Consider the following 24961-nt stretch of genomic DNA (forward strand, 5'->3'; position numbering starts at 1 on the left):
TGCCACCCGCTACGAGAAACGCGCCTACATCTACCTCGGCACCGTCACATTCGCAGCCCTCGCTATCTGGCTCCGAACATGATCCGAGAAACAGTCCCTAGGCCACCGATAGTGCCTTGACGCCTGACAGGAGGGGGACGAGGGAGTAGTTCCCGTCGCCCGAACCGCACGACGCCTGTGTGTCTGCCGTGGTGGAGATCTTCGTCCCTGTGGCGAAGCGTCCGTCGCCGCCCGTCACCACGGTCGTGAAGTGGTCGGTAGCCGATGACGAGTAGTACACGCACTGATGCAGGTTCGCGTAGCTGCCCGACGTGAGGTCGAGTGCCTTGACTCCCGACAGGAGGGGGATGAGCGAGTAGTTCCCGTCCCCCTGACCGCACGATGCTTGCGTGTCTGCCGTGTTGGAGACGTTCGTCCCTGTGGCGAAGCGTCCGTCGCTGCTCGGCACCACGGTCGTGAAGTGGTTGGTGGCCGAGGACGAGTAGTACACGCACTGGTGCAGGTTCAGGTAGCCCGAGGCGGCGGCCTGGGCCTGCCGGGGCTGGGGGGGGCGGCCGGGGCGGGCGCTGTCATGCCTGTGAAGGCACACACCCCCGCCACAGCCGCGACCACGGGCCTCCATACACGTCTGATCACCGATCGCAGCATTCCTGGTCCCTCCCCAATACCAAGCGGCACCGGACACCCCGGCCCGCGACCACAGGCCCAGGAGACCATCGACAGCGACGAAAGTAACGGATCGAACGCCATAGCCCTCCCATTAGGCGATGAGTCGACCAGCCTTGCGTAACCCGCAACAAGACGCCCGAGGTTTGCCGCAGCGACGGGCGCTCACCTCACCATCCACCACCGCACGCGTGTGCGCGCCGCCAGAAGCCGGCCCTGTCGTGCGACGCGGCAGAGACAGCAAGATCTTCGCAGACGCGTTGTTCGATCTCGTGGGCGAAAAGGGCGTACGGTGCGCGACCTGTCGGACACACCCTAGGCACCCTGGGGCAGGTTCAGCGCTGAGTCCGTATGCAGCGTGATCCGCACCGGCACGAAGCGGGTGGCATCGGCCGCCGGCTCCCCGGTGCCGGGATTACGGGCGTAGCGCGGATGGGCGCCGCCGCTGATCTGCAGGCGTATCCGGTGACCGGCGGCGAAGCGGTACGCGGTGGAGCTCATCGCCACGGTGACCTCCGAGGGCACCTGACCGGTGGTCCGCAGCCGGGTCAGCCCGTCGCAGACGTTGGTGGAACGGCCTTGTGTGTCGACGTCGCAAAGGCGGGCGAAGACATCGGCGTATCCGGTGTCCGTCGAGATCCGCAGCCGCGCGGAGACCGGGCCGAGGACATCCACCGGTTCGGTCAGCGGCGGGCCGGTGAACGTCAGGACGTCCTTTCGCGCCTCCAGGGCCCTGTTGTCGCGGGGGCCGGCCCCGCGCGAGAGCAGCGGCCCGCCCACGGACGGGGTGGGATCGGCCGGGTCGTAGCGGAAGGTCGCCATCGGTGTGGAGTCCGTGGGCGGCTGCCGGGTGAGATGCCCGTCCGGGGTGGGGAACCAGGAGGCCGTGCCCGGGGCCAGCGGCCACTCGGCGAGGTCCCGCCAGGCCTCCTCGCCGCCGACGTGCACGCGCACCCCGGTGGTGCGAAGGCTCGAAGGGTCGTCGCACAAGTGCGCGCGCAGCCATGCGAGGCTCTCGGCGAACACCTCCGGCCAGCCCTTCTGCAGTGCGGAGGTATGCGTCCAGGGGCCGACGAGCAGGGCCGTCTCGCATCCGGCCCGACGCAGTCGGCCGTACTGCTCGAGGGTCTGGTCGAGCAGCGCGTCGTGCCTCCCGGTGATCAAACAGGTGGGCACGGCCAGCCGCTCGGCCGCCTCTCCCATGGACGTGCCGCGCCAGTAGGGATCGTCGGCGTCCGTGCGGGTCATCGCCTCGTCCAGCCAGGGCACTTCACCGAGGGCGGACGCGTAGGCCCCGCGCAGTGGCTGCGCGGTGGTGATCTCGCGCAGGCGGCGTTGCAGGCGCAGGGTCGCCTTCATCATGGGCGCCAACCCCTGGTGCTGGTACGTCATGCCGGCGCCGGAGACGAGGACGTTCTCCAGGTTGAGCGCACCGCCCGCGTGGAAATAGGCATGGGGGTCGTGCAGTCCGACCTGTACCACCATCGCCTTGAGCTCCGGTGGTGGGTCCTGGGCCAGTGCCCACTGCGTGTAGCCCAGGTAGCTGGGGCCGACGGTGCCCAGCGTTCCGTTGAACCAGGGCTGCTCACGCAGCCAGGACACCGTGGCCCGGCCGTCGGCGGCCTGGTTGCGCCACAGGCTGAACTCACCGCCCGAGCCGCCGGTGCCGCGGCAGCTCTGCAGGATCACGTGGAAGCCCTGTTCGGCGAAGTGTACGCCGTACAGGGGTGACCACGGCAGGCCCCTGCCGTAAGGGGAGCGCACGACCAGGGTGGGGAAGTCGCCCTCGGCACGGGGGAAGTAGTGGTCCGTGACCAAGGGGCTGCCGTCGGCGGCCGGTACCACGAGGCCGGGCTCCCACCCGACGTCGTGCTGTTTTGCCGGAAGACCGCGCCACGTCGCCCTCATTATCCGCGAGCTCAACGGAGGCTTCCCCGTCGGTGCGGTCCAGGCGGGCTTCGACACGACGTCGTGCGCGTGTGTGGGCATGTGGATTCCCCTCCGTCATTCCCGTACGTTGTACGAGAATAGCGGATGCTTGGATGTCCTCCGCAACGCCCGGCGAGCAGGAGAGGAAAGAGGAGAACATGCCCCGTCATGACGGGACTGGTGCCACAGGCATCGATCCCCAACAGCTCTGGCTGAGCACCGGCCGGCCCGGCAGGGGGCGCAAGCCCACCTTCAGCCGTGAGGCGATCACGGCCGCGGCCGTCGCCCTGGCGGATGCCGAGGGGCTGGAGGCGGTCACCATGCGCAAAGTCGCCTCCCAGGTCGGGGCCGGCGTCATGTCGCTCTACAGCTACGCCCCCGACAAGGAGACGCTGCTGGAGCTGATGGTCGACCACGTCAGTGGTGAACTCCCGGTGACCGATCCCCTCACCGGCGACTGGCGTACCGACCTGAAGGCCATCGGCCACCTCCAGCGCGCCCTCATGCTCCGGCACCGCTGGCTCCCCACCGCGCTGTCCACCCGCCGAACCCTCGGCCCCAACACGCTGGCCTTCCTGGAACGCGCACTCGCCGCCCTGCGGCCCACCCGACTGGACGGCACCACGAAGCTGGAGATCTTCAGCCAGCTCACCGGCTTCGTCACCGGACACGTCGGCTACGAGATCGCCCAGTCCGCAGCCGCGGACCAGCCCGACCGGGCGGCGGCCGAAGCCCGCTACCTCGCCGCCGTCGCCGCCGACGGACACCACCCGGAGCTCGCCGAAGTCCTCTCCGCACCCGGGCGCCCCCTGGACCCCGAAGCCACCTTCACCCGGTTCCTCGACCGCCTGATCGACGGCCTTGACGCCTCCCGATGATGCTGTCCGTTCGCCGTGTTCACGCCGGAACGGACAGGGCTGTGCGGTAGTCGGACAGGGCCGCCGCGGTGCCGGTGAGGGGGAAGCGGGCGCCGAGCTGCCCGTCCGGGCGGACGAGGAAACCCGTCGGACCGTCGGGGCGGTAGAGCCGGGCGAACTCGCCGGCGGCGTCGCGGTATTCGGGGACGGCCAAGGTGCCGGGGGAGCTCTGCGCGGCCTCACTGACGAGTACGGCGACGGTCTGCGGGTCGGCCTCGGGGGCCGGGCGGTCGGCGCCGTCCGCGCCGCCGTCCGCTCTCCGTGGCATCCCGGCTGCCACAGCGACGGCGGCGGCCAGGTCGGCGAAGTCGGCCGCGTACAGGAGCAGTACGTTGCCGGTGCGGCCGCACAGGATGTCGAGTAGGCGCAACGGGTAGGCGGCCAGGGGCGTGGACAGCCCGGCGCAGTCCGGGGCCTGGCCCCCGGACCGGTCCCGTACCCCATGGTCGCCCGGCACCGCGCGGGCGGCGAGCCGGGCCGACCGAACCGTGCCCTCGGCCGGCCCCGGTGGGAGCACATGGCCGTGTACCTCGCCGAGCACATGCGGGCGCATGCCGCGTGCCGCCGCCGAACCGGCCTAGGGTGTGTCCGCAAAGTCGCGCCTGGCCCGCGGCGTCTGGCACGCGCGCTCGCTGCGTTGTCGGGCTCGCCCGAGTACGCCCGGTACGAGGGCGACCCTCCGCCTTGCGATCGCACGCTCCCCCAGCTACCGCTGGGAGGTGCCCCCAACGCCGCGGGCCACGCCCTTCGGGCGTACGCCGCGACTTTGCGGACACACCCTAGCGCTCGGCCACCGGCCGGTAGGTGCACACATTCACGCCCGTGCCGCTGGTGACCGTGGAGAGCAGCTCGAACGTACGCAGCACACCGTCGTCGGGGAAGATGGTCTTTCCACCACCGAGGACCACCGGCTCGACCATGAGCCGGAGCTCGTCGACCAGACCCTCGCGCAGGAGGGCGCGCACGAGCGTGGGGCTCCCCATGACCAACAGGTCGCCGTCGTCCCTCGCGTGCAGCTCCCCGATGCGGGCGACGGCCTCCTCGCCGGGGATGCGTGTGGTGTTGTCCCACGTCAGAGCGTCGTCGCCCAGCGTTTCAGACACCACGTACTTCGGAATGGCGTTCATCCGGTCGGCGAACGGGTCACCGGCTCGCCCGGGCCATGCCGCGGCCATCGTCTGCCACGTCCGGCGCCCGAACAGCAGCGCCCCGGCCTTGGCCAGTGCGTCGTCGAAGATGCCGCCCATCACCTCCGGATCGAAGAACGGGTGCGACCAGCCGCCGTGGGCGAAGCCACCGTCCGTGTCCTCCTCGGGACCGCCCGGCGCCTGCACGACGCCGTCCAAGCTCATGAACTCAGTGACAACGATGCGCACGGGACTTGCTCCTCATCCTCGTCCGGGGGCCGCCACGCTCGTCCCGGCTGCGGCGCGGGCACCTTCGCGCCACTCGGCCCGCCGCCGGGTCCACCGATCGGTCCACCGCCACGATCCGTTTCCGGACCCGACCCTAGCCGAGCGGCCCGCCGCCGACGCCGTATGACGTGACCGCGCCGGATTCCCGGCGCGAGACGCCACCGTCGGAGCACCTCACGCGGTCCGGGGCCCGTCAGGCGTTCTGCACCGCGTGCACCAATCCGGCAACGAGGTTTGCCCGCTCGGCCATGGCGCCGACCACCAAAAACTCGTGGTCGGCGTGGGCGCCGCCCCCGACCGCTCCCAGGCCGTCGAGTGTCGGCACCCCCAGCGCGGCCGTGAAGTTGCCGTCGCTGCCGCCGCCGACTGCCCTGCCTTCGACGCCGGGTAGCAGGCGCCTGGCCACAGCAAAGAGCTCGGCCGACGCCGACTCGGGCATCGGGGGCCGGCTGATGGATCCCTGAACCTCGATCTTCGCCTCATCGAGATGCGGAGCCAGCGCCGCGAACGCGGATTCGATACGTCCCTTCTCGTCGGCCGACTCGACCCGGACGTCGACGACGACGGTCGCCTCCGCGGGAACGACGTTGTCCAGGGTCCCGGCGGACGCGACGGTCGGGGTGACAGTCGTGCCCACATCGGGTCGGCCGAGCGCCGCGATGTCCAGCACCTGGTGTGATGCTTCGATCAGGGCGTTGACCCCGGCCGCGGGTTCAAGCCCCGCGTGCGACGCCCGGCCCGTGATGGAGACCTGGAACGTGCCACAGCCCTTACGGCCGGTCTTCAGGCCTCCGCCGTCAGCGGCGCCCTCGAGCACGAGCACAGCGCCGCAGGCAAGTGCTCGTTCTTCGATGAGAGCGCGAGAGGAGCGGGAGCCGACCTCCTCGTCGGCGGTCATCAGGATCTCGACGCCCGACCGGTCATCGAGCGCCGCCAGGCCGTGAACGGCCTGTACCAAACCGCCGAGCATGTCGAAGACCCCGGGGCCGGTCGCCTGCCCGTCGGCGACCGTGAACGGGCGGCGTTCAAGGGTGCCGAGCGGGAACACCGTGTCGTGGTGACCGAGAATCAGGACTTTGGGATCGCCACCAGCCGACCAGCGGACGTGGGGACCGGCTTCGCTCTCCACGAGGGTGGCCTGCCCGCCAAGACGCCTCTCGATGACAGCGGCGACAGCCTTGGCCGATGCCGTCAAGGCCTCGGGGTCGCGCGACGGGGACTCGATCTCGACGAGTGTCCTGAGGTCCTCGATCATCGCGTCGACACTTACGTGGACGGTCTTGTGCATGCTCACGTCGCAAGGGTACGTGGCAGGCAATGACGGACTGGAGTCCACATGCCGGGGCCCGTTGACCGGGAAGCGCTCTTGAATGAACGGCATGGACCAGCCTTGACCGCGGTGCAGAGGCCCCTCGCGCGTTCGGCCCGGGGCCGGTCCGAACGGCCGTCATGGTGAATGCGACTCGGGGCGATGCTCTGTGACGTCCGACGCGCCCCGGTCGGCACCTCGTCGCGGCAACAGGGCTGTGCTACTGACCGTCCGCCTCCGCGAGAGTGTGGGCGACCAGGGCGTTGGCGTGGCCATGGCCCAGGCCGCGCTCGGACTTCAGCCAGCTGACCAGCTCCATGTGCTTGGTCAAGGGAGAAGCGCGGATGAGGTTCTTCCACTCGGCTATCGGCTTGCCGTACTTCTTCTCGATCGAGGGGAAGTAACTGGCGGGACCCTTCACAGTTTCAGTCATGGCCACAGTCTGCCACCCACCGCTGACAACACGAGATCGCCAGGACGCAGCCACGCCCCAGGGATGAGCCCCCTGTCAGGCACCCGGGCGTGCAAGGCGGAAGTGGAGGTGGTGCAGGATGACTTCTCGCGCCGGCTCCCTTCATGGCCCGGCGCGATGTTCGAACCGTCGGGATAGGCAGGAACTACAAGGTGACGAATCATCACTCCGGACTCACGGCAGCGAGCGACGACGTCGCTCCGCTCCACGGAACGGAGGGCATACGCCGATGCACCGGGCTCTGACACTGCACGACGCCATCGCCGCAGGCATCGCGGTGGCCGCCGGCCTGGCCCTGGCGCTCGTGCTGCGGGTCATCCTTCGCTGGCTCGGCGAACGGGCCCGCAGGACCCGATGGGCCGGGGACGACATCATCGTCGACGTGCTGCGCACCCTGGTCCCCTGGTCCGCGGTGGCGGCCGGCGTGGCGGCCGCAGCGGCCGCCCTCCCGTTGACCCACCAGGTCGGACACATCGTCAGCCAGACGCTGACAGCCCTCGTCATGCTGACCGCGACGCTCACCGCCGCCCGAGTGATCAGCGGGCTGGCGCGGTCCGTGGCGCAGTCCAGATCCGGCGTGGCCGGATCGGCCACGATATTCGTCAACATCACCCGCGTCGTGGTCCTGGCGATGGGCTTCCTCATCATCCTGGAAACCCTCGGCGTATCCATCGCCCCGCTGCTCACCGCCCTCGGTGTGGGCGGTCTGGCGATTGCCCTCGCGCTGCGGGACACCCTGGCCAACCTCTTCGCGGGCGTGCACATCCTCGTCTCGAGGACGGTTCAGCCCGGCGACTACATCCGGCTCAGCAGTGGCGAGGAAGGCTACGTCCGCGATATCAACTGGCGCAACACGGTGGTGGAGGAGCTCTCGAACAACCTGGTCATCATCCCGAACGCCCAGCTCGCCGGCACGAACATGACCAACTTCAGCCGGCCCGAACAGCAGCTGACCGTCACGGTGCAGGTGGGCGTCGGCTACGACAGCGACCTGGAACACGTCGAACGGATCACCAACGAGGTCGTCGAGAGCGTCATGAAGGACATCACCGGCGCCGTACCCGACCACGAGGCGGCCGTCCGGTTCCATACCTTCGGGGACTCCCGCATCGGCTTCACCGTCATCCTCGGCGTCGGCGAGTACAGCGACAAGTACCGCATCAAGCATGAATTCATCAAGCGCCTGCACCAGCGGTACCGCAGCGAGGGCATTCGGATCCCCGCTCCGGCACGAACCGTCTCCTTGGAGCAGAGCGGGGACGCTGTGATCGCGCAGCCCCGCCCGTCTCTGGACGCCACACCGGGCCGCCTCGGTACCACGGCCTGACCATGACAAACAGCGGTGCAGTCGTCGACGCGGCCTCAGCGTCCATGGCGTTGTGCCGACAGGAGCCTCAGCGTTTCGATGAGGGTGCGCACGGCGAAGCCGGTGCCACCGTGCGGCACCTCGTCGTACGGCGCCTCGTCGTTGTACGCGGGTGCCGCGATGTCGAGATGGGCCCAGGGAGCCCCGGGGGCGATGAAGTCCTGGAGGAACAGGGCGGCCTGAACCGTGTCGCCGTGACGGTGGGAACAGTTCACGCGGTCGGCCACCGCGGAGCGCAGATGCCGGCGCTCATGAGCGAGGAGCGGTAGCCGGCAGAGCGATTCACCCGCCCGGTCCGCGGCCGTCAGAATCGTGTCGGCGAGCGAATCGTCGGGGGAGAAGAGGGCCCCGGTCCGGGTGCCGAGCGCATGGACCGCGGCCGAGGTGAGGGTGGCCACGTCGATCACGAGGTCGGCGTGGCCGGGCCCGGGGCGGGTAGCGCGCACGAGGACGTCGGCCAGGATCACGCGCCCCTCGTTGTCGGTGTTGGTGATCTCGGTGGTCGTTCCGTCGAGATGGCGTACGACGTCACCCACGCGCAGAGCCCCGCCACCCGGCATGTTCTCCACCAGTGGCAGATACCCACGGACCTGTATCGGAAGGGCCAGCCGGGGCAGGGCGGCGAACACCCCGACGACCGCGGCCGCACCGCCCATGTCGGCCTTCATCGCGTGCATCTCGCCCGGTGGCTTCAAGGACAGTCCGCCGGAGTCGAAGGTGACGCCCTTACCGACCAGACCGACCGTGAGGGCCGGTGGCCCGGCCGGGGGTGTGTAGTCCACCTCCACGTATCGCGCTGACTCGTGGGAGCCCCGGCTGACGGCGGCCAGACCGGTGAGCCCCATATCCGTCACCGTCCGCCCCTCGTGAAGCGCGCAGGACAGGCCTACGGCATCCGCCAGGTGTTGGACGCGGTGGGCGAACGCCGTGGGCGTCAGGGCGTCGGCCGGGCAGTTGACGAGGTCGCGCGCCAGGCAGGTGCCCTCGCAGACGGCCAGCGCCTCGGCGACGGCACCGTGCTCGGAGGTCACCACGGTCACATCGCTCAGAGGGCCCGCCGACTTCCGTGACCGGAACTCGTCGTAGCGGTACAGAGCGAGCACGGCCCCTTCCGTTACGGCGCGGGCCCGGTCGGCGGCGGGAACGCCGCTGTCGTCCGGCAGGGCGAGATCGAGTCGGAGCGTGCGCGCCGGGCCCGCCGCGCGCACCGCTGCCACGGCCGCACGGCGGAAGGTGCCGGCCGTGGCCGAGCGGGCCGGGCCCAGACCGACGTTGAGGACGACCGACCGGCCGTCGGGGGACGGTTCGGCAACTACCTGGCCCGGCCGGGCCGTGAAACCACGACGTCGACAGAACGGGCTCGCCGACGCGCCCGTATGCCAGGGCCGGGCGGTGACGTCCGCCGGTGTGCGGGCGTCACCAGGCGTAACGCGGACCACGGTCAGACGCGCTGGTACGCCGTGCCGGACCTGTTCCTGTTCAGCAGCCCCTCGTCCACGAGAGCGCGGCGCAAACTCACCCAGTCGTCGAGCCATTCGCCGCAGAGCGCGTTGACTTTCGCCTCGGTATAGGCCACACCGGGCTCGAACGAGTCGGTCACCACGGCCAGCACACGACGGCGTACCTCCGCGTTGCCGGGAATGGAGGTCAGTCGACCGCGCCGGAAATAGGACCCCGCGCCGTCGCCGTCACCCCGGCCGGAGATTTTGACCTCCGCCTGGACCGCCAGCCGGAAGGTGTCGTCGAGCAGCCTGTAGGTGTGCTTCTCACTGTCGTAGGCGGCGATCCGGCCGCCCGTCAGCTTTCGTAGCGCCGCGGCAGCGGCCGGCGGACGGAGCTTCGCCAGGTCGGCGACTTCCGCGACGGAGGTCGCCCCGAGCACGAGGGCCGCGTAAGCGGCACGCCGATCGCTTTGCGCGAGGATGCCGACCAGGTCTCGACAGGAGGGCGGATGGTCCTCAGCGGGGGCCGTGTTCATGATGTCCATCTTTCCGGTTGTCGTTCGGGGTGCCGAGGCCGTCGGCTGCGTGACACAGGTCCACGTGCGACAGGTCCACGTGCCACGGATCCGCGTGCCACCGACCCACAGGTCCACTACAAGTACCGCGATCCCAGGCGGCGGTGAAAGCGTTATCCAGCGAAGCGGCACATTTCAGCCTGTCCGCCTGGACAGGCGTGGAGCTCCGAGCGTGAGTGGTATGGGGGTGCGGGCGAGCCGGGGTGTGCCCTTGGTGGGTGGGGTGCGGTATGCGGAGGGTTTCTCGCGTACCGCGAGGGCGATGATTTTCGTGCCTTCGGTGTAGACCCACCGGTTGCGCTGCCAGTTTTCCAGCGTGGTGAGGGCTTGGTCCCAGCGTTCCCCTTTCCATCCTTGCCCCTGAAGATCGCGGTGCCGGGTTCCGCCGATGACGGCGCGGAAGAGCCGGGCGTCGTCGCCGCGGAGGACGACGTCGCGCTGGGGGAGTCCGGGGCGGTGGTCGTGGAGGGCGACGGAGTCGAAGCCGAGGCGGTAGGTGAAGCTCGCCTTGTCATGGTGGTTTCGCCACAGCCGCACGCGGGCCGCCAGTCGTCGCCGGATCTCGGTGTTGCGGCTGTCGTCGGTGAAGTCACCCTCGAAGTGGTACGCGATGTCCCACAGGTCTTCCGGTGACAGACCCGCGTACACGTATTGGTACCCCGGCAGCGGTCGCGACAACACAAGACCATACGAATCGGGATGCTCCACATACGGGCTGAAACGGTCGAAGTGCACGGTCAGAATGTCATTGTCCGGTGGTTCCAGGTGGCTGAGCGACGGCAGCAGCTCGATCTGGGTCAGCATCGACTCGGGTGTCTCGTTCGGGTAGCCGGTGAGAATGTTCCACACGGGCAGGACGCCGTATTCGGCGCAGCCGAGGAGGAAGCGTACGTTCTGGAAAGCGGTGGCGCCCTTTTTCAGCAGCCGGAGCCCTTCGGTGCTCAGACTCTCGATGCCCGGCTGGACAGAGCGGACTCCCGCGCGTCGCATGCCCTGGATGTCCGCCCATTCCATGTTCGCTTTGACCTCGAAGAACAGGGAGTGGTCGGTGTTGAGTTTCTCGACCAGGGGGAGGGCTGTTTCGAGGTATTTGAGGTCGAGGATGTTGTCGACGGCGAAGAAGTCGAGGACGCCGTAGCGGTCCATCATGTACCGGAGTTCGTCGGCGACCGCGTCGGGGTGTTTGCTGCGGTATTTCATGGTGGCGCCGTTGAGTCCGCAGAAGGTGCAGTGGGTCTTCGCGCCCCACCAGCAGCCCCGGGAGAATTCGACCGGGAGGGTGATGTCGGGCTCCAGCGTGTGCAGCCCGGCGGCCCGTAACTGTTCGAAGAACCCGTCGTAATTGGGCATGGGCACCTGGAGGGACTCCTCCGGGGCACGCCCGGCTTCCTGCCCTTCCGGTGGTGCGGCCCGGGTGATCAACCGGCCCTGGGAGCGAACCGCCTCACCTGCTTGGACCTGGCGGAGCAGCGCGACGAAGGCGTCCTCGCCGGGTCCGTCCACCACGGCATCGACAGCCGGGTAGTTGGCCAGCAGCGCACGGCCCATCGGGCCCTCGCAGTTGCTGCCCCCCAGCACGATGACACCCGTGTATCCACCGGACCGCAACCGCTCGGCCACCGCCAACGTCGGCCCGTTCTGACTGAAGGTGCTGGTGAATCCGATGACGTCGGAGGAAGAGGCCAGCAGCGCCGCGGCCGTCTCCTCCACATGCCGGTCGGCCACCTCGCGCAACGCTTCGATCAGGGAGATCGCTGCCTCATCAATACCGCCGGCACGTAATTCGGCGAAATACGCGTCGCGTCGCGCGGCGTCCACGCGTCGGCATGCGAAGATCCAGTCGCCGACCGCCAGATGGTAGAGCTTCTCGGACACCAGCTCATAGGCATCCGCCCACTCGTTCCGGGTCAGTCCCAGCATCCGCTGGGCAAGGCCGTAGAAATCGAGGTAGGCATAATGAGCGTCGACCTGCCATCCCTCGGCCTCGGCCACCGACCGCAATGTGCCCACCTGAATCGACGGACGCAGCACGTTGTTCCACGGCATCGAAACGAGCGTCACTCGCCCGGGACCGCTCATGGCGCCCTCACCAGACCAGCCTCAGATCGTAGGCGTTGCGGAGGAACGGAGGTTCCTCGGTGTTCTGCCCCGGCGGCAGCCCGTAGCAGGGTATGCGTTCGTGCCACTCCTCCAGGGCCGTGAGGATCTGCGCCCGGGCGAAAGCCGCGCCGAGGCATTGGTGAGGACCGGTACCGAAAGCGATGTGCGGATTCGCGGCCCGGTCGAAGTCGATCCGCTCCGGATCGGGGAAGACTTCGGGGTCGTAATTCGCGAGGGCGAGTGGCAACAGCACCGGCTGTCCCCGCTCGGCGATGCCGCCGACGCCGTCGTCGGCGGCCATCCGCCCCGGATACATGCACGAATTCGCCCGCAGGAACTCCTCCACCGCCGCCGACCGGATGCCCCGTTCGGCCAGGAATCGTGTCCTGGCCTCCTCGTGGCACGCGAGATGCTGGATGGCGTTGGCCATGTGGTTCACCGTGGAGTCGACCCCGGCCAGGAAGAGCACACACAGCAGCGAGGCCCGGTCGTCATCGGTGACAGGGGCGCCGCCGATCTCCCAGTCGAAGCTGGCCGTGGTGAGATCATCGGCGGGCTCGGCCCGCCGGAGCTCGATGTGCCGACGGGCGTACTTTTCCAGCGCCGGAAGGCCGAGATCGGCGTAGGCCGCCTCACGGGGGTCCGGCGCGGACCGCGAGTCGATCATCGCCCGGTCGATGGCCAGCAGGTGGTCGAGGCCGTCCAGGGGCCAGCCCACGGCGGTCATCAGATTCTCCAGCACATACGGCCGGGCGAAGTCCTCGTTGAACGACACTTCGCCCCGACCGACGAAGTCCTCGATCCGGCGCCGGGCGTTGCGGCGGATCTCCGGCGTCAGCTCGCGTATCCGCTGCGGGGTGAACCATCCGGCCAGCCTGCGACGCCACTCGGTGTGCTCGCTGCCCTCGACGGTCAGCGGGACCCACCGTTCCTCCTCCGCGCCCTCGGCCGCGCTGACCCGCCCGACGGTGAACGCGTCCTCGTCCTTGAACGCCTCGCAGATGCCCTGATAAGTGGTCAGCACCCAGAACCCCGGCCCCCGGCCGCTGTAGAAGGCACCACCGTGAGCGTGCTCCGCCGCCACCCTCCGGTACTCCGAAGGGCCGTTGAAGAAGTCGAACTCCACGGGCTCCCTGCCCGACGGGCCCGGGGCTCCGGGACAACGGTCAGCCTGCACGAGCGGTCTCCTTCGTCAGTCGGTCGCCGGCCACCGGCGGATCGAGATCACCCCGCGCCCAGGCGGAGGCGTCGAGCCCCACCACCGCGAGGCGCAGGCCCCAGAGCCGGTCGAGGTCGTCACCGTCGAGAAAGACGCCGTCCACCAGCAGACCGTCGGGCCGGGCCAGGGCTGCGGCCCTTTTGTCGGGGGGCCGCCGGTAGAAGACGAGATTCGCGCCGCGGGCATGCGGCTCCCCCTGCCACCCCATGGCCTCGTACGCGTTGGCGGTCATCGCGCCGAGAAGGGTGGTGAAGTCCAGTCCGGACCGGGAGAGCTCGGCGACCTCCTTGTGGTACGAGGGCCCCGCGGTGACGAACGGGTTCCCGCAGTCGGTTCCCACCAGCAGCCTGGCGCCCTCGTCGACCAGCTCCCGGGCGATGCCGCCGAGCCGGTCGACCAGTCCGCTGCGCATGAGCGCCTCGGCGGGGTCGAGCCGCAGCGCGTCCCGGGCCGTGGCCTGCCAGGACGGCCGGCGACTCGGTATCGCCGCCTGCAGGGCCGCCCTGGACGGGCGGGTGAAGCGACGCTCCCCGCTCCGTGCCCGCCAGGCGACCAACGTCGGGCACACGAAGCAGCCTGCCGCATCCGCCCCGACGCCCCGACGGTCGCGCCGGCCACGCCCCAGCGCCTCGGCGAGGGCATCCCAGCGGCCGGACGGCGGCAACCGGAACACATTGGGCACGATGCCGTAAAGGTGCTCGGTCGACCTCATGGTCCGGAACGCCACGTCGATCGGCACCGACTCCGGCACGTGCCCCACGACGGGAACGCCCGCCCGTTCCGCCTCCCGCACCAGGGAGTCGAACACCGGTCGCTCGATGTCGTCGTACACCTTGATGCCGTCGAAGCCGAACGCCAGCACGTCCTCCACCACCTGCCGGACCGCCCGCACACCGTCCACGACGGTGGCCGCGTGAGGCATGCGGGAAGCCGGGCCGTCGATGACGCCGGCCGTCACCCACGGCCGGGGCAGGACGGCGTGCCGGGCCCGGTACACGCCCGCCGAGTAGAGGTGCGCGGGCTCCCCCCACATCTGCCGGTAGGCGGTCACCCCGTGGACCAGAAGGCCGACGAGGTCGGACACCGACGAGACGTGCGCGTGGGCGTCGACGAAGCCCGGAACGACGTACCACTCGCACGGCGCGTCCCGGCCGTCGACGGGCGGCGTCGGAGTCCAGCGGACGATCCTCCCGTCGACGACCTCCAGATCGCGCGGTGCCGCCGCGTCGCCGGTGACGGCGTCGATCGGCGCGACCGCGCGGAAGACATGGGTGCGGCTACGGTCCGCCAGCTCCTGCAAGGCGGTGACCAGCCGGTCGCCGTCCGGCAGCAGACCCCTGCGGTGACGCCACATGGCATCCTCGGGCCCGGTCATCCCGCCCCCGGCCCGGCCGCAGGGGCGCTGTCGGACGCCGCCTCGAGCAGCTCCGCCACGCGGTGCCCGACATCCGGGAGACGGGCGGCCGCCCGCACCCGTGTCGGGCTGTCGACGAGCCACAGACGGGCGCCGAGCCGTTGCTCCCCGGCGTGGAAGGGCGCCATGTCGGCGTCGCCCGCCGCTGTGATCAGCACCAGGTCCTGATCCGGGTGGCCGCGCTCGGTCCGCTGGTGGGAGCCGTGGAGCAAGCCCCGGGTCGCCGCCCCGAGCTGGCCACCGTCGACCCGGCCGCATGCCTTCACCATCCACGCGGGCGCGCCCTTCGCGGTGAAGTGGTCGCGCAGATACGCGTGGCCCCCGGGCCCTTCGACCGCCCGTGCCTCTTCCTCGACCGCGTCCGCGGGGATCTCCACCTCCTCGCCGTGTGCACAGAACGAGAACGCCCGTACCACCCGGGTGTCGGCCCCCGCGACCCGTAAGGCGATCCGCCCCCCGAAGTAGAGGCCGAAGACGACATACCGTTCGCGGCCGAAGCGGTCGAGGACCGCGCGGACATCCTCGACGTAGCGGTCGAGAGCGTGCCCGGCGGCCGTGCCGACGTGCTGGCTCTCCCCGCGGCCCCGCAGGTCGACGGCGACGACAGGAACGTCCGGGAGCGCGTCGAGGAATCCCGAATCACCCCAGACGCGGCTGTCCATGGCCACGCCGTGCACCAGGACGAGCGACTCGCCGGCGCCGGGCCTGCTGATCCCGCGGATCACCGTGCCGTCCGCGGAGGGCACCGCGAAGCTTTCCCATCCGCTGTGGCCGTTACCGCTGCGCACTCTCTCCCCTTAGCTCGAGGGCTCGGCCCAACTCGTCCCGCATGCCGTCCCGCAGGGCCAGCACCAGTCCGCGCCTGCCTTCCAGATGGATCCAACCGCGCTTGGCCCACGCGCGCAGCGTCTCGTGCACCCGTTCCTCCGTCGTCCCCGTCATCTCGCTGACCTGGCTGACCGCCTGCATGAGGCGTCCGCCGTGGACGAGGGAGCGGAACAGTTGGTCGTCTCCCGCCCTCAGCACATGCCGACCGGTGCCCACATGCGGGCGGTAGTCGTGCAGGACGGTGATTTCCGGCCCGAACCGGAAGGAGAAGCGGGACTGTCCGTGCAGCTTCTTCCACAGTCCGACGCGCGCGCCCAGACGACGGCGCAGGGAAAGCATCTCCGCGTCGTCCGCCCGCCGGACCGTCTGCTCGTGCTCGAAGGAGTAGGCGAGCGCACTCCGGTCGACACCTCGGCCGGAGTGGATGTACCGGTATTTCTTCTCCGGCCCGCGCAACGTGATGCCGAAGTCGTCGGGCTTCTCGAAGTACGGGCTGTAGCGGTCGACCCGCACCTTGCTGACCGTCGACGGCGGCGCCAGGTGGGTGATGAAGGGAATCAGCCGCAGCTGCTCCTCCAGCATCTCGGGCGACTCCTCGGGCATGGCCGAGAGCAGATTCCACTGGGCGTCAATGCCCAGCTCCTGGCAGATCACGAGGAAACGCAGGTTGTGCAGGCTCGTCGCGCCCTTGCGCAGCAGCTTCAGCGCACCGCTGCTGAGGCTCTCGATCCCCGGCTGCACCATGGTGACGCCCGCCGCCCGCATTTCGCCCAGCTCTTTGGGTCCCAGGTTCGCCTTCACCTCGAAGAACGTGGTGATGTCGACCTCCGCTTCGGCGAGGGCCGACAGGCCGTTGTCGTTCCGGGCGAGGATCGTGTCGACGGCGTACGTGTCGAACACCCCGTGCCGTTCCGTCAGCGTCCGGAGGGTTTCGGTGAGCTGCCGGCCCGGCTTGCTGCGGTAGACCATGCCGCTGCCGTTCTCGCCGCAGAACGTGCACTGCATCTTCTCGCCCCACCAGCAGCCCCTGGACATCTGGAACGGCAGCGCCACCTGCGGGGTGATCAGCTCGCTCCACGGCAGGGCGCGCAACCGCTCGAAGTACCCGTCATACCGGGGCACCGGGGCCGACGTGGCCGGCTGGACCGTCGGCAGGGAGACCCGCAGGGCCCCCTCGTGCCGCAGGACCAGCCCCGGGGCGGCCGTCAGGTCAGCCACGCTTCCGGCGGCGGAAACGGCTGCCACCGCCCCTTCGCCCTCACCTTGCACCACGGCGTCGACGAACGGATAGGCGTGCATCACGGCCTGACCCATGGGGCGGTCGCAGTTCGCCCCGCCGAACAGAACGAGCCGGTCGGGCGCCCGATCCTTGATGGCCCTGGCGACGGCCAGGGCGGGCACCAACTGGCTGAAGGACGTGGTGAATCCGAAACACTCGGCCCCCGTGGCGACCAGCCGCTCGGCGAGCTCCGCGGCGAAGAGGGGAGCCACTTCCCGGAGGCCGAGCACACGGGCCACCATCCTCGGCCACCCCGTGCTCGCGGAGGAACGCCGCGTACTCGCTACGGGCGGACTCCTCGAGCGGCGCGTCGGAGGCCGCGAGGGTGCCGCCGAAGATCCAGTCACCGACACCGAGCCCGTACAGCTCCTCACCGATCGTGTCGTACACGGTGACGAACTCCTCCGGGGAGCACCCCAGCGACTCCACGGCGAACTCGAACCAGTCCAGGTACGCGTACACCGCTGTGATCGGATCGCCACGCCCCTCCGAAGCCAGCGCCGCGAGGGTGGCGACCTGGATCGACGGCCGGTAGAGGTTGTTCCACGGCGGCGCCACCAGGACGAGCTTCACTTCGGTTCACTCCTCCGGGACGGCAGCCGCTCGCCCAACCGTCCGGTGGGCAGTACCGGGTAGCCCGCGCGCGCCTTGTCCAGCATCTCCAGACCAGGGGCGACGACATCGACGACGGTGACAGCGCCCGGGCGGGTCAGGACGCGGTAGTGGAGATCGACACCCACTTTCCGCAGTCGGTCGACGAGATGCCGCAGCAGTTCCTCGGGCGTCGCGGTGGCGGGCAACCCGTCGTCCGGACGGAACGGCTGCTTCTCGTGCGGCAGCCGGTGCACGTCGAAACGGGCGGCGGCGAGGTGACGCGGATAGCGGGCCAGTGCGGTGGTGATCTGCCGCGCCTCCCGGTCCGCGTCGACAGGTCCGTGCTCGAACATGGTGCGGACCTGGAGGTACTCGAGGAGCGCCCGCTGCACCGCGTACGTCTGCACGGGCGACGCGCCGCTGCCGATCAGCCGGACGTCCTCCCGGCTCTCGGCATCGCAGACCACGTAGGCGGGCACACCGGTGTCACAGTCGATGGAGACGATGAGGACCTGGACTCCGGTCACTGCCTCGACCGTGCCGGCCAGTTCCCTCAGCTCGGAGGTCAGGGTGTCGTGGTCGATGACGCGCAAGCCCGGACTGCCATCGGCCAGACCGAAGTACGACCGGGCGAGCTGCAGCGACCACGCGTCCCGTTCGATCAGTTCGTTGACCGCGTGGACGAGCGCTTCGTGAAGCGTGGCCCCGGCCGCGTAACCGGCGCTGGAGGTGTAGTGCCAGAGCGATGTGAAAGCTCCGCCATCCGAAGGGTGCGGCCAGTTCCGGTAGCCGCCGTCACGGAGGAACACCGGCTGGCGGTGCGGGGCTGCCCCTGTCGGCGCCTCCTCCAGCGCGTCGGCCACCGGCCGGTACTCGCGGGTGAGGAAGGGGGAGTCGGCTGCGATGGCGCCGAGGCGCTGGAGCAGCGCGGACCGTCGTGCCGTGGACTGCCGGGCGATCTCGACCCCGCGGAGGAACACCGTCTCCGAGGCGCGGGGGTCACGCCGCCAGTCGAGGTGGTAGTGCTCTGCGCTCTCGAAGAGCGCACTGGCCATGCTGCGGTGTCCCAGCCCTTTGCCGGAGCTGCGCGAGCACAGCACCCCGTCGGCGTCGTTCAGCCGCACCTCGTACGTGGGTGCGGAGTCGATACCGTACTTGCGGATGTCGGCCGTGAGCCGCTCCGAGGCCAGCCAGTCGCCGACGGCGCCGAGGGCCTCGCCGATGGGGGTCTCACGCTCGGGTGGGACGTCGTCCTTGAGCGTTCCGTCCAGAAGGGCAACAGTCAGCAGGTCGTTCTCGGCGGGACGAGTCAAGGATCTTCCTCACTTCCCCCGTGTCGAACACGGGTATGCCTGCACGGACAAGACCCAGGAGCGGCTGCGGCTCCGACACCACATGCGCGAAGTAGAGGCGGGTCCTCGCGGTGTTCGGGCCCGAGATGTCCACGGCGCCGGAATCGGCCCATGCCGCGATGCCTCTGGCTTCCAGTTCTTCGAGGGGAGAGGGGCGCGGCCCGTCGTCGGGCGGCGCGTCATAGGTGCTCAGGTCGAAATCCAAGGTGACGCAGCGCTTCAGCGGAGGCCATCTTTCGAAGCGGCGCAGGAAGAATCGCTCGGCCGACACGGCGGTCGGGTTCGACCGCCAGAGCGTCTCCGCTTGGGCGAGTTCCAACAGCGCTCGGTCGGTGGCCTCGTCCCGTGTGGTGCCGCAGCCCAGCCCAGTGGCCGGCATCAGCCGTCCGCCGCCCCTCGACACGGCGAGGACGGTCGGCGTCCGGGCGGCGGCGCCCAGACTCAGCACTTGGGGGTTGTTGTCGGCCCGGCCGCCGGACACGTGGGGCGGGGAGTGCGTCAGATTCCGGTAGAGGAAGGCGCCGTAGTTCAGCAGCTCGGTCAGCTCGAGCAGGGCACCTCGCAGCGCCGCGGTGGGGGACGGCCCGACCGCCCAGCCGACCGTGCTGGACAGCCGGGCTGCCTGCGCGGTGAGCTTCGCCGACCGCAGTTCACGGCCGGCGAACCAGGGTGACGACCAGAACAGGGGTACCCGCCGCGGTCCTTCTCCCGTCAGCGGCCGGTAGTGGCGCGCCGAGCAGCCTGCGGGTGCGGTGCGTACCCCGTCCGGCCGACGGGCGGAATCCTCATCCCGGCCCGCCGTCGTCGTCGGTGGACGGGCGACCAGGGCGAAGGGGGTGCACGCCAAGAGCCGTTCGACGGCTTCGGACAGTGCCTTCTTCCGTGCGACGGCCTCGGTCGCCGCGGTGCCATAACCCTCGGCCGATGTGGTGCCCGATACCGGATGCACCGTGCACCGCACCGTCACCGTCCGATCGGATCGAAACGATGCGTAGGCGACCTCGCGCAGTGCGCAGTCCACCGCCGATGCCTTGAGCATGGTCCCCTTCTTCCCGGCGAACCCGTCTCACCGACTTCATGCCCGATGTCTGGTCAGAACCCGGACCTCAGGTGGTCGGGTCGGTGTCGGACCAGGCACCCCACGACTCGAGCTCCTCCATCTCGAGGGCGCTCAGTTCCGCGTTGTTGGGATCGTCGTTGAGGAAGTCCGCCGTCATGCAGTCGAATACGACTACGGGTCCCATTGCTGTGATCCTTTCGTCTGGTTCCGGTCGGTCTGGTGACGTCCTGCGCGGTGCCCCGCCGCGGTGCAGAGCGACCTCCCTACTGTCGAACGGTGAGCGTGAGTGGAATGGGGGTGCGGGCGAGCCGGGGTGTGCCCTTGGCTGGCGGGGTGCGGTATGCGGAGGGTTTCTCGCGTACCGCGAGGGCGATGATTTTCGTGCCCTCGGCGTACACCCACCGGTTGCGCTGCCAGTTTTCCAGCGTGGTGAGGGCTTGGTCCCAGCGTTCCCCTTTCCACCCTTGCCCCTGAAGATCGCGGTGCCGGGTTCCGCCGATGACGGCGCGGAAGAGCCGGGCGTCGTCGCCGCGGAGGACGACCTCGCGCTGGGGAAGTCCGGGGCGGTGGTCGTGGAGGGCGACGGAGTCGAAGCCGAGGCGGTAGGTGAAGCTCGCCTTGTCATGGTGGTTTCGCCACAGCCGCACGCGAGCCGCCAGTCGTCGCCGGATCTCGGTGTTGCGGCTGTCGTCGGTGAAGTCACCCTCGAAGTGGTACGCGATGTCCCACAGGTCTTCCGGTGACAGACCCGCGTACACGTATTGGTACCCCGGCAGCGGGCGCGACAGCGCGAGGCCGTATGACTCGGGATTTTCCACATACGGACTGAAACGGTCGAACCGGATCAGGGTGATATGTGGCGGCGTCAAGTGGGTCAGTGAAGCGACGAGGTCGAGTTGCGCGGTAATCGATTCGGGTGTCTCGTTCGGGTAGCCCGTGAGAATGTTCCAGTCGGCCCGGACGCCGTATTCGGCGCAGCCGAGGAGGAAGCGTACGTTCTGGAAAGCGGTGGCGCCCTTTTTCAGCAGGCGGAGCCCTTCGGTGCTCAGGCTCTCGATGCCCGGCTGGACGGAGCGGACTCCGGCGCGGCGCATGCCCTGGATGTCCGCCCATTCCATGTTCGCTTTGACCTCGAAGAACAGGGAGTGGTCGGTGTTGAGTTTCTCGACCAGGGGGAGGGCTGTGTCGAGGTATTTGAGGTCGAGGATATTGTCGACGGCGAAGAAGTCGAGGACGCCGTAGCGGTCCATCATGTACCGGAGTTCGTCGGCGACCGCGTCGGGGTGTTTGCTTCGGTATTTCATGGTGGCGCCGTTGAGTCCGCAGAAGGTGCAGTGGGTCTTCGCGCCCCACCAGCAGCCCCGGGAGAATTCGACCGGGAGGGTGATGTCGGGCTCCAGCGTGTGCAGCCCGGCGGCCCGTAACTGTTCGAAGAACCCGTCGTAATTGGGCATCGGCACCTGGAGGGACTCCTCCGGGGCACGCCCGGCCTCCTGCCCTTCCGGTGGCACGGCCCGGGTGATCAACCGGCCCTGGGAGCGAACCGGCCCACCGGCCTGCACCTGGCGCAGGAGCGCGAGGAAGGCGTCCTCGCCGGGTCCGTCCACCACGGCATCGACAGCGGGGTAGTTGGCCAGCAGCGCGCGCCCCATCGGGCCCTCGCAGTTGCTGCCTCCCAGCACGATGACACCTGTGTATCCACCGGACCGCAACCGCTCGGCCACCGCCAACGTCGGCCCGTTCTGACTGAACATCGAAGTGAACCCGATGACGTCGGGTGAGGAGGCCAGCAGGGCTGTGGCGGTTTCTTGGACGTGTCGGTCGGCCACCTCGCGCAACGCGTCGATCAGGGAGATCGCCTTTTCATCAATGCGCCTTGCACGTAACTCGGTGAAATAAGCGTCGCGTCGCGCCGTATCTCCACGCCGGCAGGCGAAGATCCAGTCGCCGACCGCCAGATGGTAGAGCTTCTCGGACACCAGCTCATAGGCATCCGCCCATTCGTCATGGGTCAGTCCCAGCATCCGCTGGGCAAGGCCGTAGAAATCGAGGTAGGCGTAATGGGCGTCGACGTGCCACCCTTCTGCCTCGGCCACCGACCGCAACGTGCCCACCTGAATCGACGGACGCAGCACGCTGTTCCACGGCATTGACACCAGAGCGGCGCTTCCCACATCGGGCACGGAACCACCTCTCCCCGGACCGGAGTTGTGAAGACCTCATCCAGAGTGGTTCTACGTGCAATTTATGTCAAGGCCATGCAAATGTTGGCGAGAAAGTAGCGTCATCCTGTCAGGGGGATGTGCCGAGCGAAGATCGTCCGGCAGGGCAATAATCGGGCACCTCGAGAACGCGGTGATCGCGCAGGTCACCTGCACGTCGACGTCCTTCCCGGACGGGCCGTCAAGCGGCGGAAACGGCCGCGACGACCTTGCGGAGCCAATAAGGATCTTCTAGTGTTCCACGGCTCGATGAGGGCCCTCGTGCGCATCCGGGGACCCGCGTTTTCGAAGGCATTCCGCCACGTCCTGTCCCCGTACAGAAAGGCGATCACCATGCCTGGCCAGGTTCTTGGTGTGACCAGCCCCCGGCGGCACAGGCCCGGTCGGGCCGGAGAGCAGCCACAATCCAGCCTTGATCCCTTCCTGCCACCACGCCGAACGAGTCCGGCCATCACCGGCCGACGGAGCCGGGTATGAAGGTTGCACTCACCGGCGCGGCGGAGACGCTGCTCGCTCCCCTCTACGCGCGGGCCCTGGACGCCCGTTCTCCCCATCCGATCCTTGCCGACCCGGTCGCGGAGGAGCTCCTGGCGAAGCTCGACTACGACTTCGGTCGGCTGGCGATGCGGCAGTCCAGCGCCGTCGGCGTCGCCCTCCGGGCTCGGTATTTCGACCAGCGTGTACGGGAATTCCTCGCCGCGCACCCGGAGGCCACGGTGCTGCATCTGGGATGCGGTCTGGACAGCCGGCTCCAGCGCCTCGCACCGGGGCCGAACGTGCGCTGGTTCGACGTGGACCAGCCGGACGTCATCGAGCTGCGCGAGCAGCTCTACCCCTCCCGGCCCGACTGCGAGACCGTCGCCGCATCCGTCACCGACCCCGCCTGGCTGGCCCGCATACCCACCGACCGACCGGTACTGGTGGTCGCGGAGGGCCTGACCATGTATCTCGCCGCTGACGAAGGACCGCGCATGCTGCGGAGCCTGGTGAACCGTCTCGCCCGCGGTGAGATGGTGTTCGACACCTACGCCCGGTTCGCCGTGCGGTCCACCCGCTCGATGGCGCTGTTCCGGCAAACCGGCGCCCGGCTGGCTTGGGGCGTGGACGATCCCCGCGAACTGGAGCGTGCAGTGCCGGGGCTGCGGCTGGTCAAGGCGGTCAGCGCCTACGCCACTGCGGCCGACGCCGATCTCCTGCACCTGCCGTTCGTGATGCGGCTCCGCCTCGCATTCGACACCGAGGTCCTCTCACGGCTGCCGCTGCTCCGGCGGGTAGGCCATATCTCCCGGTACGCCTTCGGGGAGGATGAACGCATTTGAGACGGAACCGAGGTCCTTGAACACCTGGCGTATCACCTCTTGCCGGGGACAACTCCTTTTCGCGCCAAAGAGATCGCGCCAGCGACCCGGCCGCGTCACACCACGGCTCTGCCACACTGCCCCTGTGCTGACCCGATACCTCCTCTCCCACGGGCTGTCCTTACTGGGAAACACCGTGGCGACCATCGCCCTCCCCTGGCTGGTGCTGTTGCGCACGGGCGACGCCGCGGCGGTCGGCCTGGTCGCCGCCGCCAGTGCGCTCCCGATGCTGGTATCCGCCGTGGGCGGAGGAGTGCTCATAGACCGGGTCGGTCGGCGCCGGTTGTCCATCGGTGCCGATCTGGCATCCGCGGCATGTGTCGCGGCGCTTCCGATCGTCGACAGCATCTCCGGCCTCACGGTCGCCTGGTTCGTCGTGCTCGGGGTCGCCGGTGCCCTCTTCGACGTGCCGGGGATGACTGCCAGGGAAGCGCTCGCGCCCGATGTCGCGTCCGCCGCGGGAGTCGGCATGGAACGCTTGGCCGGGCTGCGGGAAAGCATCGGCGGCGGCGTCGTGATGCTGGGCCCCGCGGTGGCCGGGGGGCTCATCATGCTCGTCGACCCGACGACGGTTCTCTGGCTCACCGCGGCCTGCTCGGCTCTCGCGGCCCTCACCACGCTCACGCTCCCGCGGTCGATCGGAGCACGGCCTGCCGCCCCGCCCGCGGCAGGCGGACTCCGGGCTGACGTCGCGCGAGGATTCAGTGTGCTCAGCGGCGACCGTGTGCTGGGGGCCATCACGCTGGTGTCGGCGGCGAGCGTGGTCGTTCTGGCACCTCTGCAGAACCTCGTACTCCCGGTGTACCTCGTGGACAAGGGCTCGCCCGGCGGCTTCGGCCTGGTGGTGTCCCTGCTGGCTGTGGGCGGGATCGGCGGCGCGGGACTCTACGCGGCCATCGGATCGCGCTGTTCGCGGCGATCGGTCTTCCTCGCGGCGCAGGTCATGTCCACGGTCGGCATCGCCGGACTCGCCCTGCTGCCACCGGTCCCCGTGATGCTGGGAGCCGCCGTCCTCGCCGGGATCGGGGCCAGCCCGCTGCCCGCCCTGTTCCTCGTTCTGGTCACCGAGCGGATTCCCGAAGAGGTGCGCGGCCGGGTGCTGGGACTGCAGAACGCGGTGTCGATGACGGCCGTTCCGCTGGGGACCTTGGGCGCCGGCCTGCTGGTCGAGTGGATCGGGCTGCGGCAGACCGGAGCACTCCTGGCCGTCGGGTGGGCGGCGGTGGCCCTCACGGTGGCCGCGCTTCCGGCGCTGAGGCGGTTGGACGCCGAGCCGAAGGACACGGGGGTGACGGCGGTTGACGTCGGCGCAGCCACCCCGGCCGTCACCGAGCAGTGAGATCGGCCTGTTCGTGCTCCGCCACCGACTGGACGGAGCCCTGGGTCCCGCGGCCCTGCTGGTCCTGAAGTGAGAACCCCGCCGGGCAGTCGACGCCCCCAGGTA

Annotated in this window: 21 protein-coding genes; 4 read left to right on the top strand and 17 right to left on the bottom strand. The window is 69.4% G+C overall.

Going from position 1 to position 24961, the window contains the following annotated elements; all coding sequences use genetic code 11:
• Positions 1 to 97: 97 nt before the first annotated feature.
• Together ACZ53N_RS30145 and ACZ53N_RS30150 are read right to left on the bottom strand one after the other, a co-directional pair.
• Positions 98 to 589, bottom strand: a complete 492-nt coding sequence (locus ACZ53N_RS30145) for a hypothetical protein (protein ID WP_469143974.1) — start codon at positions 587 to 589, stop codon at positions 98 to 100.
• Positions 590 to 981: 392 nt separating this feature from the next.
• The gene (locus tag ACZ53N_RS30150) at positions 982 to 2574 is read right to left on the bottom strand and encodes a CocE/NonD family hydrolase (protein ID WP_469144009.1); all 1593 of its coding nucleotides are present in this window, start codon (positions 2572 to 2574) and stop codon (positions 982 to 984) included.
• Positions 2575 to 2753: 179 nt separating this feature from the next.
• On the opposite strand from ACZ53N_RS30150, the gene ACZ53N_RS30155 reads away from it, so the two are divergent.
• Complete coding sequence (locus tag ACZ53N_RS30155) at positions 2754 to 3473, top strand: TetR/AcrR family transcriptional regulator C-terminal domain-containing protein (protein WP_469143975.1); 720 nt, start codon at positions 2754 to 2756, stop codon at positions 3471 to 3473.
• Positions 3474 to 3492: 19 nt separating this feature from the next.
• Here ACZ53N_RS30155 and ACZ53N_RS30160 read toward each other — a convergent pair whose 3' ends face one another.
• The 4 genes from ACZ53N_RS30160 to ACZ53N_RS30175 all read right to left on the bottom strand — a co-directional run bounded on the left by ACZ53N_RS30160 (position 3493) and on the right by ACZ53N_RS30175 (position 6669).
• Complete coding sequence (locus ACZ53N_RS30160) at positions 3493 to 4065, bottom strand: hypothetical protein (protein WP_469143976.1); 573 nt, start codon at positions 4063 to 4065, stop codon at positions 3493 to 3495.
• 226 nt (positions 4066 to 4291) lie between these two features.
• Positions 4292 to 4888, bottom strand: a complete 597-nt coding sequence (locus ACZ53N_RS30165) for a dihydrofolate reductase family protein (RefSeq protein WP_469143977.1) — start codon at positions 4886 to 4888, stop codon at positions 4292 to 4294.
• A 232-nt stretch (positions 4889 to 5120) separates the two neighbouring features.
• On the bottom strand, positions 5121 to 6215 hold the full coding sequence (locus ACZ53N_RS30170; protein ID WP_469144010.1) for a M20 family metallopeptidase: 1095 nt from the start codon (positions 6213 to 6215) through the stop codon (positions 5121 to 5123).
• 241 nt (positions 6216 to 6456) lie between these two features.
• The gene (locus ACZ53N_RS30175; RefSeq protein WP_469143978.1) at positions 6457 to 6669 is read right to left on the bottom strand and encodes a DUF4287 domain-containing protein; all 213 of its coding nucleotides are present in this window, start codon (positions 6667 to 6669) and stop codon (positions 6457 to 6459) included.
• 268 nt (positions 6670 to 6937) lie between these two features.
• Between ACZ53N_RS30175 and ACZ53N_RS30180 the strand changes: the two genes are divergently transcribed.
• Positions 6938 to 8035 carry a mechanosensitive ion channel family protein gene (locus ACZ53N_RS30180; protein WP_469143979.1) on the top strand — a complete coding sequence of 366 codons (1098 nt, stop codon included), beginning with the start codon at positions 6938 to 6940 and terminating at the stop codon, positions 8033 to 8035.
• Between the two features lie 35 nt (positions 8036 to 8070).
• Here the strand turns inward: ACZ53N_RS30180 and ACZ53N_RS30185 are convergent, their stop codons facing one another.
• From ACZ53N_RS30185 to ACZ53N_RS30235, 11 genes are all read right to left on the bottom strand, one after another.
• Positions 8071 to 9513, bottom strand: coding sequence for a leucyl aminopeptidase family protein (locus ACZ53N_RS30185; RefSeq protein WP_469143980.1), 1443 nt, complete (start codon positions 9511 to 9513; stop codon positions 8071 to 8073).
• A gap of 2 nt (positions 9514 to 9515) precedes the next feature.
• A complete protein-coding gene (locus ACZ53N_RS30190; RefSeq protein ID WP_469144011.1) occupies positions 9516 to 10052 on the bottom strand; it encodes a DUF2087 domain-containing protein in 537 nt (178 codons plus the stop codon).
• A gap of 174 nt (positions 10053 to 10226) precedes the next feature.
• Positions 10227 to 12170, bottom strand: coding sequence for a RiPP maturation radical SAM C-methyltransferase (locus ACZ53N_RS30195; protein ID WP_469143981.1), 1944 nt, complete (start codon positions 12168 to 12170; stop codon positions 10227 to 10229).
• Positions 12171 to 12177: 7 nt separating this feature from the next.
• Positions 12178 to 13317, bottom strand: a complete 1140-nt coding sequence (locus ACZ53N_RS30200; RefSeq protein ID WP_469143982.1) for a cytochrome P450 — start codon at positions 13315 to 13317, stop codon at positions 12178 to 12180.
• A gap of 40 nt (positions 13318 to 13357) precedes the next feature.
• A complete protein-coding gene (locus ACZ53N_RS30205; RefSeq protein ID WP_469143983.1) occupies positions 13358 to 14785 on the bottom strand; it encodes an amidohydrolase family protein in 1428 nt (475 codons plus the stop codon).
• Positions 14782 to 15612: an alpha/beta fold hydrolase gene (locus ACZ53N_RS30210; protein ID WP_469143984.1), complete on the bottom strand. Its 831-nt coding sequence runs from the start codon at positions 15610 to 15612 to the stop codon at positions 14782 to 14784. The genes ACZ53N_RS30205 and ACZ53N_RS30210 overlap by 4 nt, the downstream gene beginning before the upstream one ends.
• The gene (locus tag ACZ53N_RS30215) at positions 15599 to 17173 is read right to left on the bottom strand and encodes a RiPP maturation radical SAM C-methyltransferase (RefSeq protein ID WP_469143985.1); all 1575 of its coding nucleotides are present in this window, start codon (positions 17171 to 17173) and stop codon (positions 15599 to 15601) included. Before ACZ53N_RS30215 ends, ACZ53N_RS30210 begins: the two co-directional genes overlap by 14 nt.
• 327 nt (positions 17174 to 17500) lie before the next feature.
• Positions 17501 to 18838, bottom strand: coding sequence for a YcaO-like family protein (locus tag ACZ53N_RS30220; protein ID WP_469143986.1), 1338 nt, complete (start codon positions 18836 to 18838; stop codon positions 17501 to 17503).
• On the bottom strand, positions 18756 to 19916 hold the full coding sequence (locus ACZ53N_RS30225; protein ID WP_469143987.1) for a YcaO-like family protein: 1161 nt from the start codon (positions 19914 to 19916) through the stop codon (positions 18756 to 18758). Before ACZ53N_RS30225 ends, ACZ53N_RS30220 begins: the two co-directional genes overlap by 83 nt.
• A 67-nt stretch (positions 19917 to 19983) precedes the next feature.
• Positions 19984 to 20121 carry a bottromycin family RiPP peptide gene (botA, locus tag ACZ53N_RS30230; protein WP_209513224.1) on the bottom strand — a complete coding sequence of 46 codons (138 nt, stop codon included), beginning with the start codon at positions 20119 to 20121 and terminating at the stop codon, positions 19984 to 19986.
• A 79-nt stretch (positions 20122 to 20200) separates the two neighbouring features.
• Positions 20201 to 22087: a RiPP maturation radical SAM C-methyltransferase gene (locus tag ACZ53N_RS30235; protein WP_469144012.1), complete on the bottom strand. Its 1887-nt coding sequence runs from the start codon at positions 22085 to 22087 to the stop codon at positions 20201 to 20203.
• Positions 22088 to 22632: 545 nt separating this feature from the next.
• Here ACZ53N_RS30235 and ACZ53N_RS30240 point away from each other — a divergent pair.
• Both ACZ53N_RS30240 and ACZ53N_RS30245 read left to right on the top strand, forming a co-directional pair.
• On the top strand, positions 22633 to 23478 hold the full coding sequence (locus tag ACZ53N_RS30240; RefSeq protein ID WP_469143988.1) for a class I SAM-dependent methyltransferase: 846 nt from the start codon (positions 22633 to 22635) through the stop codon (positions 23476 to 23478).
• A 124-nt stretch (positions 23479 to 23602) separates the two neighbouring features.
• Positions 23603 to 24856: an MFS transporter gene (locus ACZ53N_RS30245; protein ID WP_469143989.1), complete on the top strand. Its 1254-nt coding sequence runs from the start codon at positions 23603 to 23605 to the stop codon at positions 24854 to 24856.
• The last annotated feature ends 105 nt before the right edge of the window (positions 24857 to 24961 follow it).

The organism is Streptomyces sp. NPDC033229, from assembly GCF_055576875.1.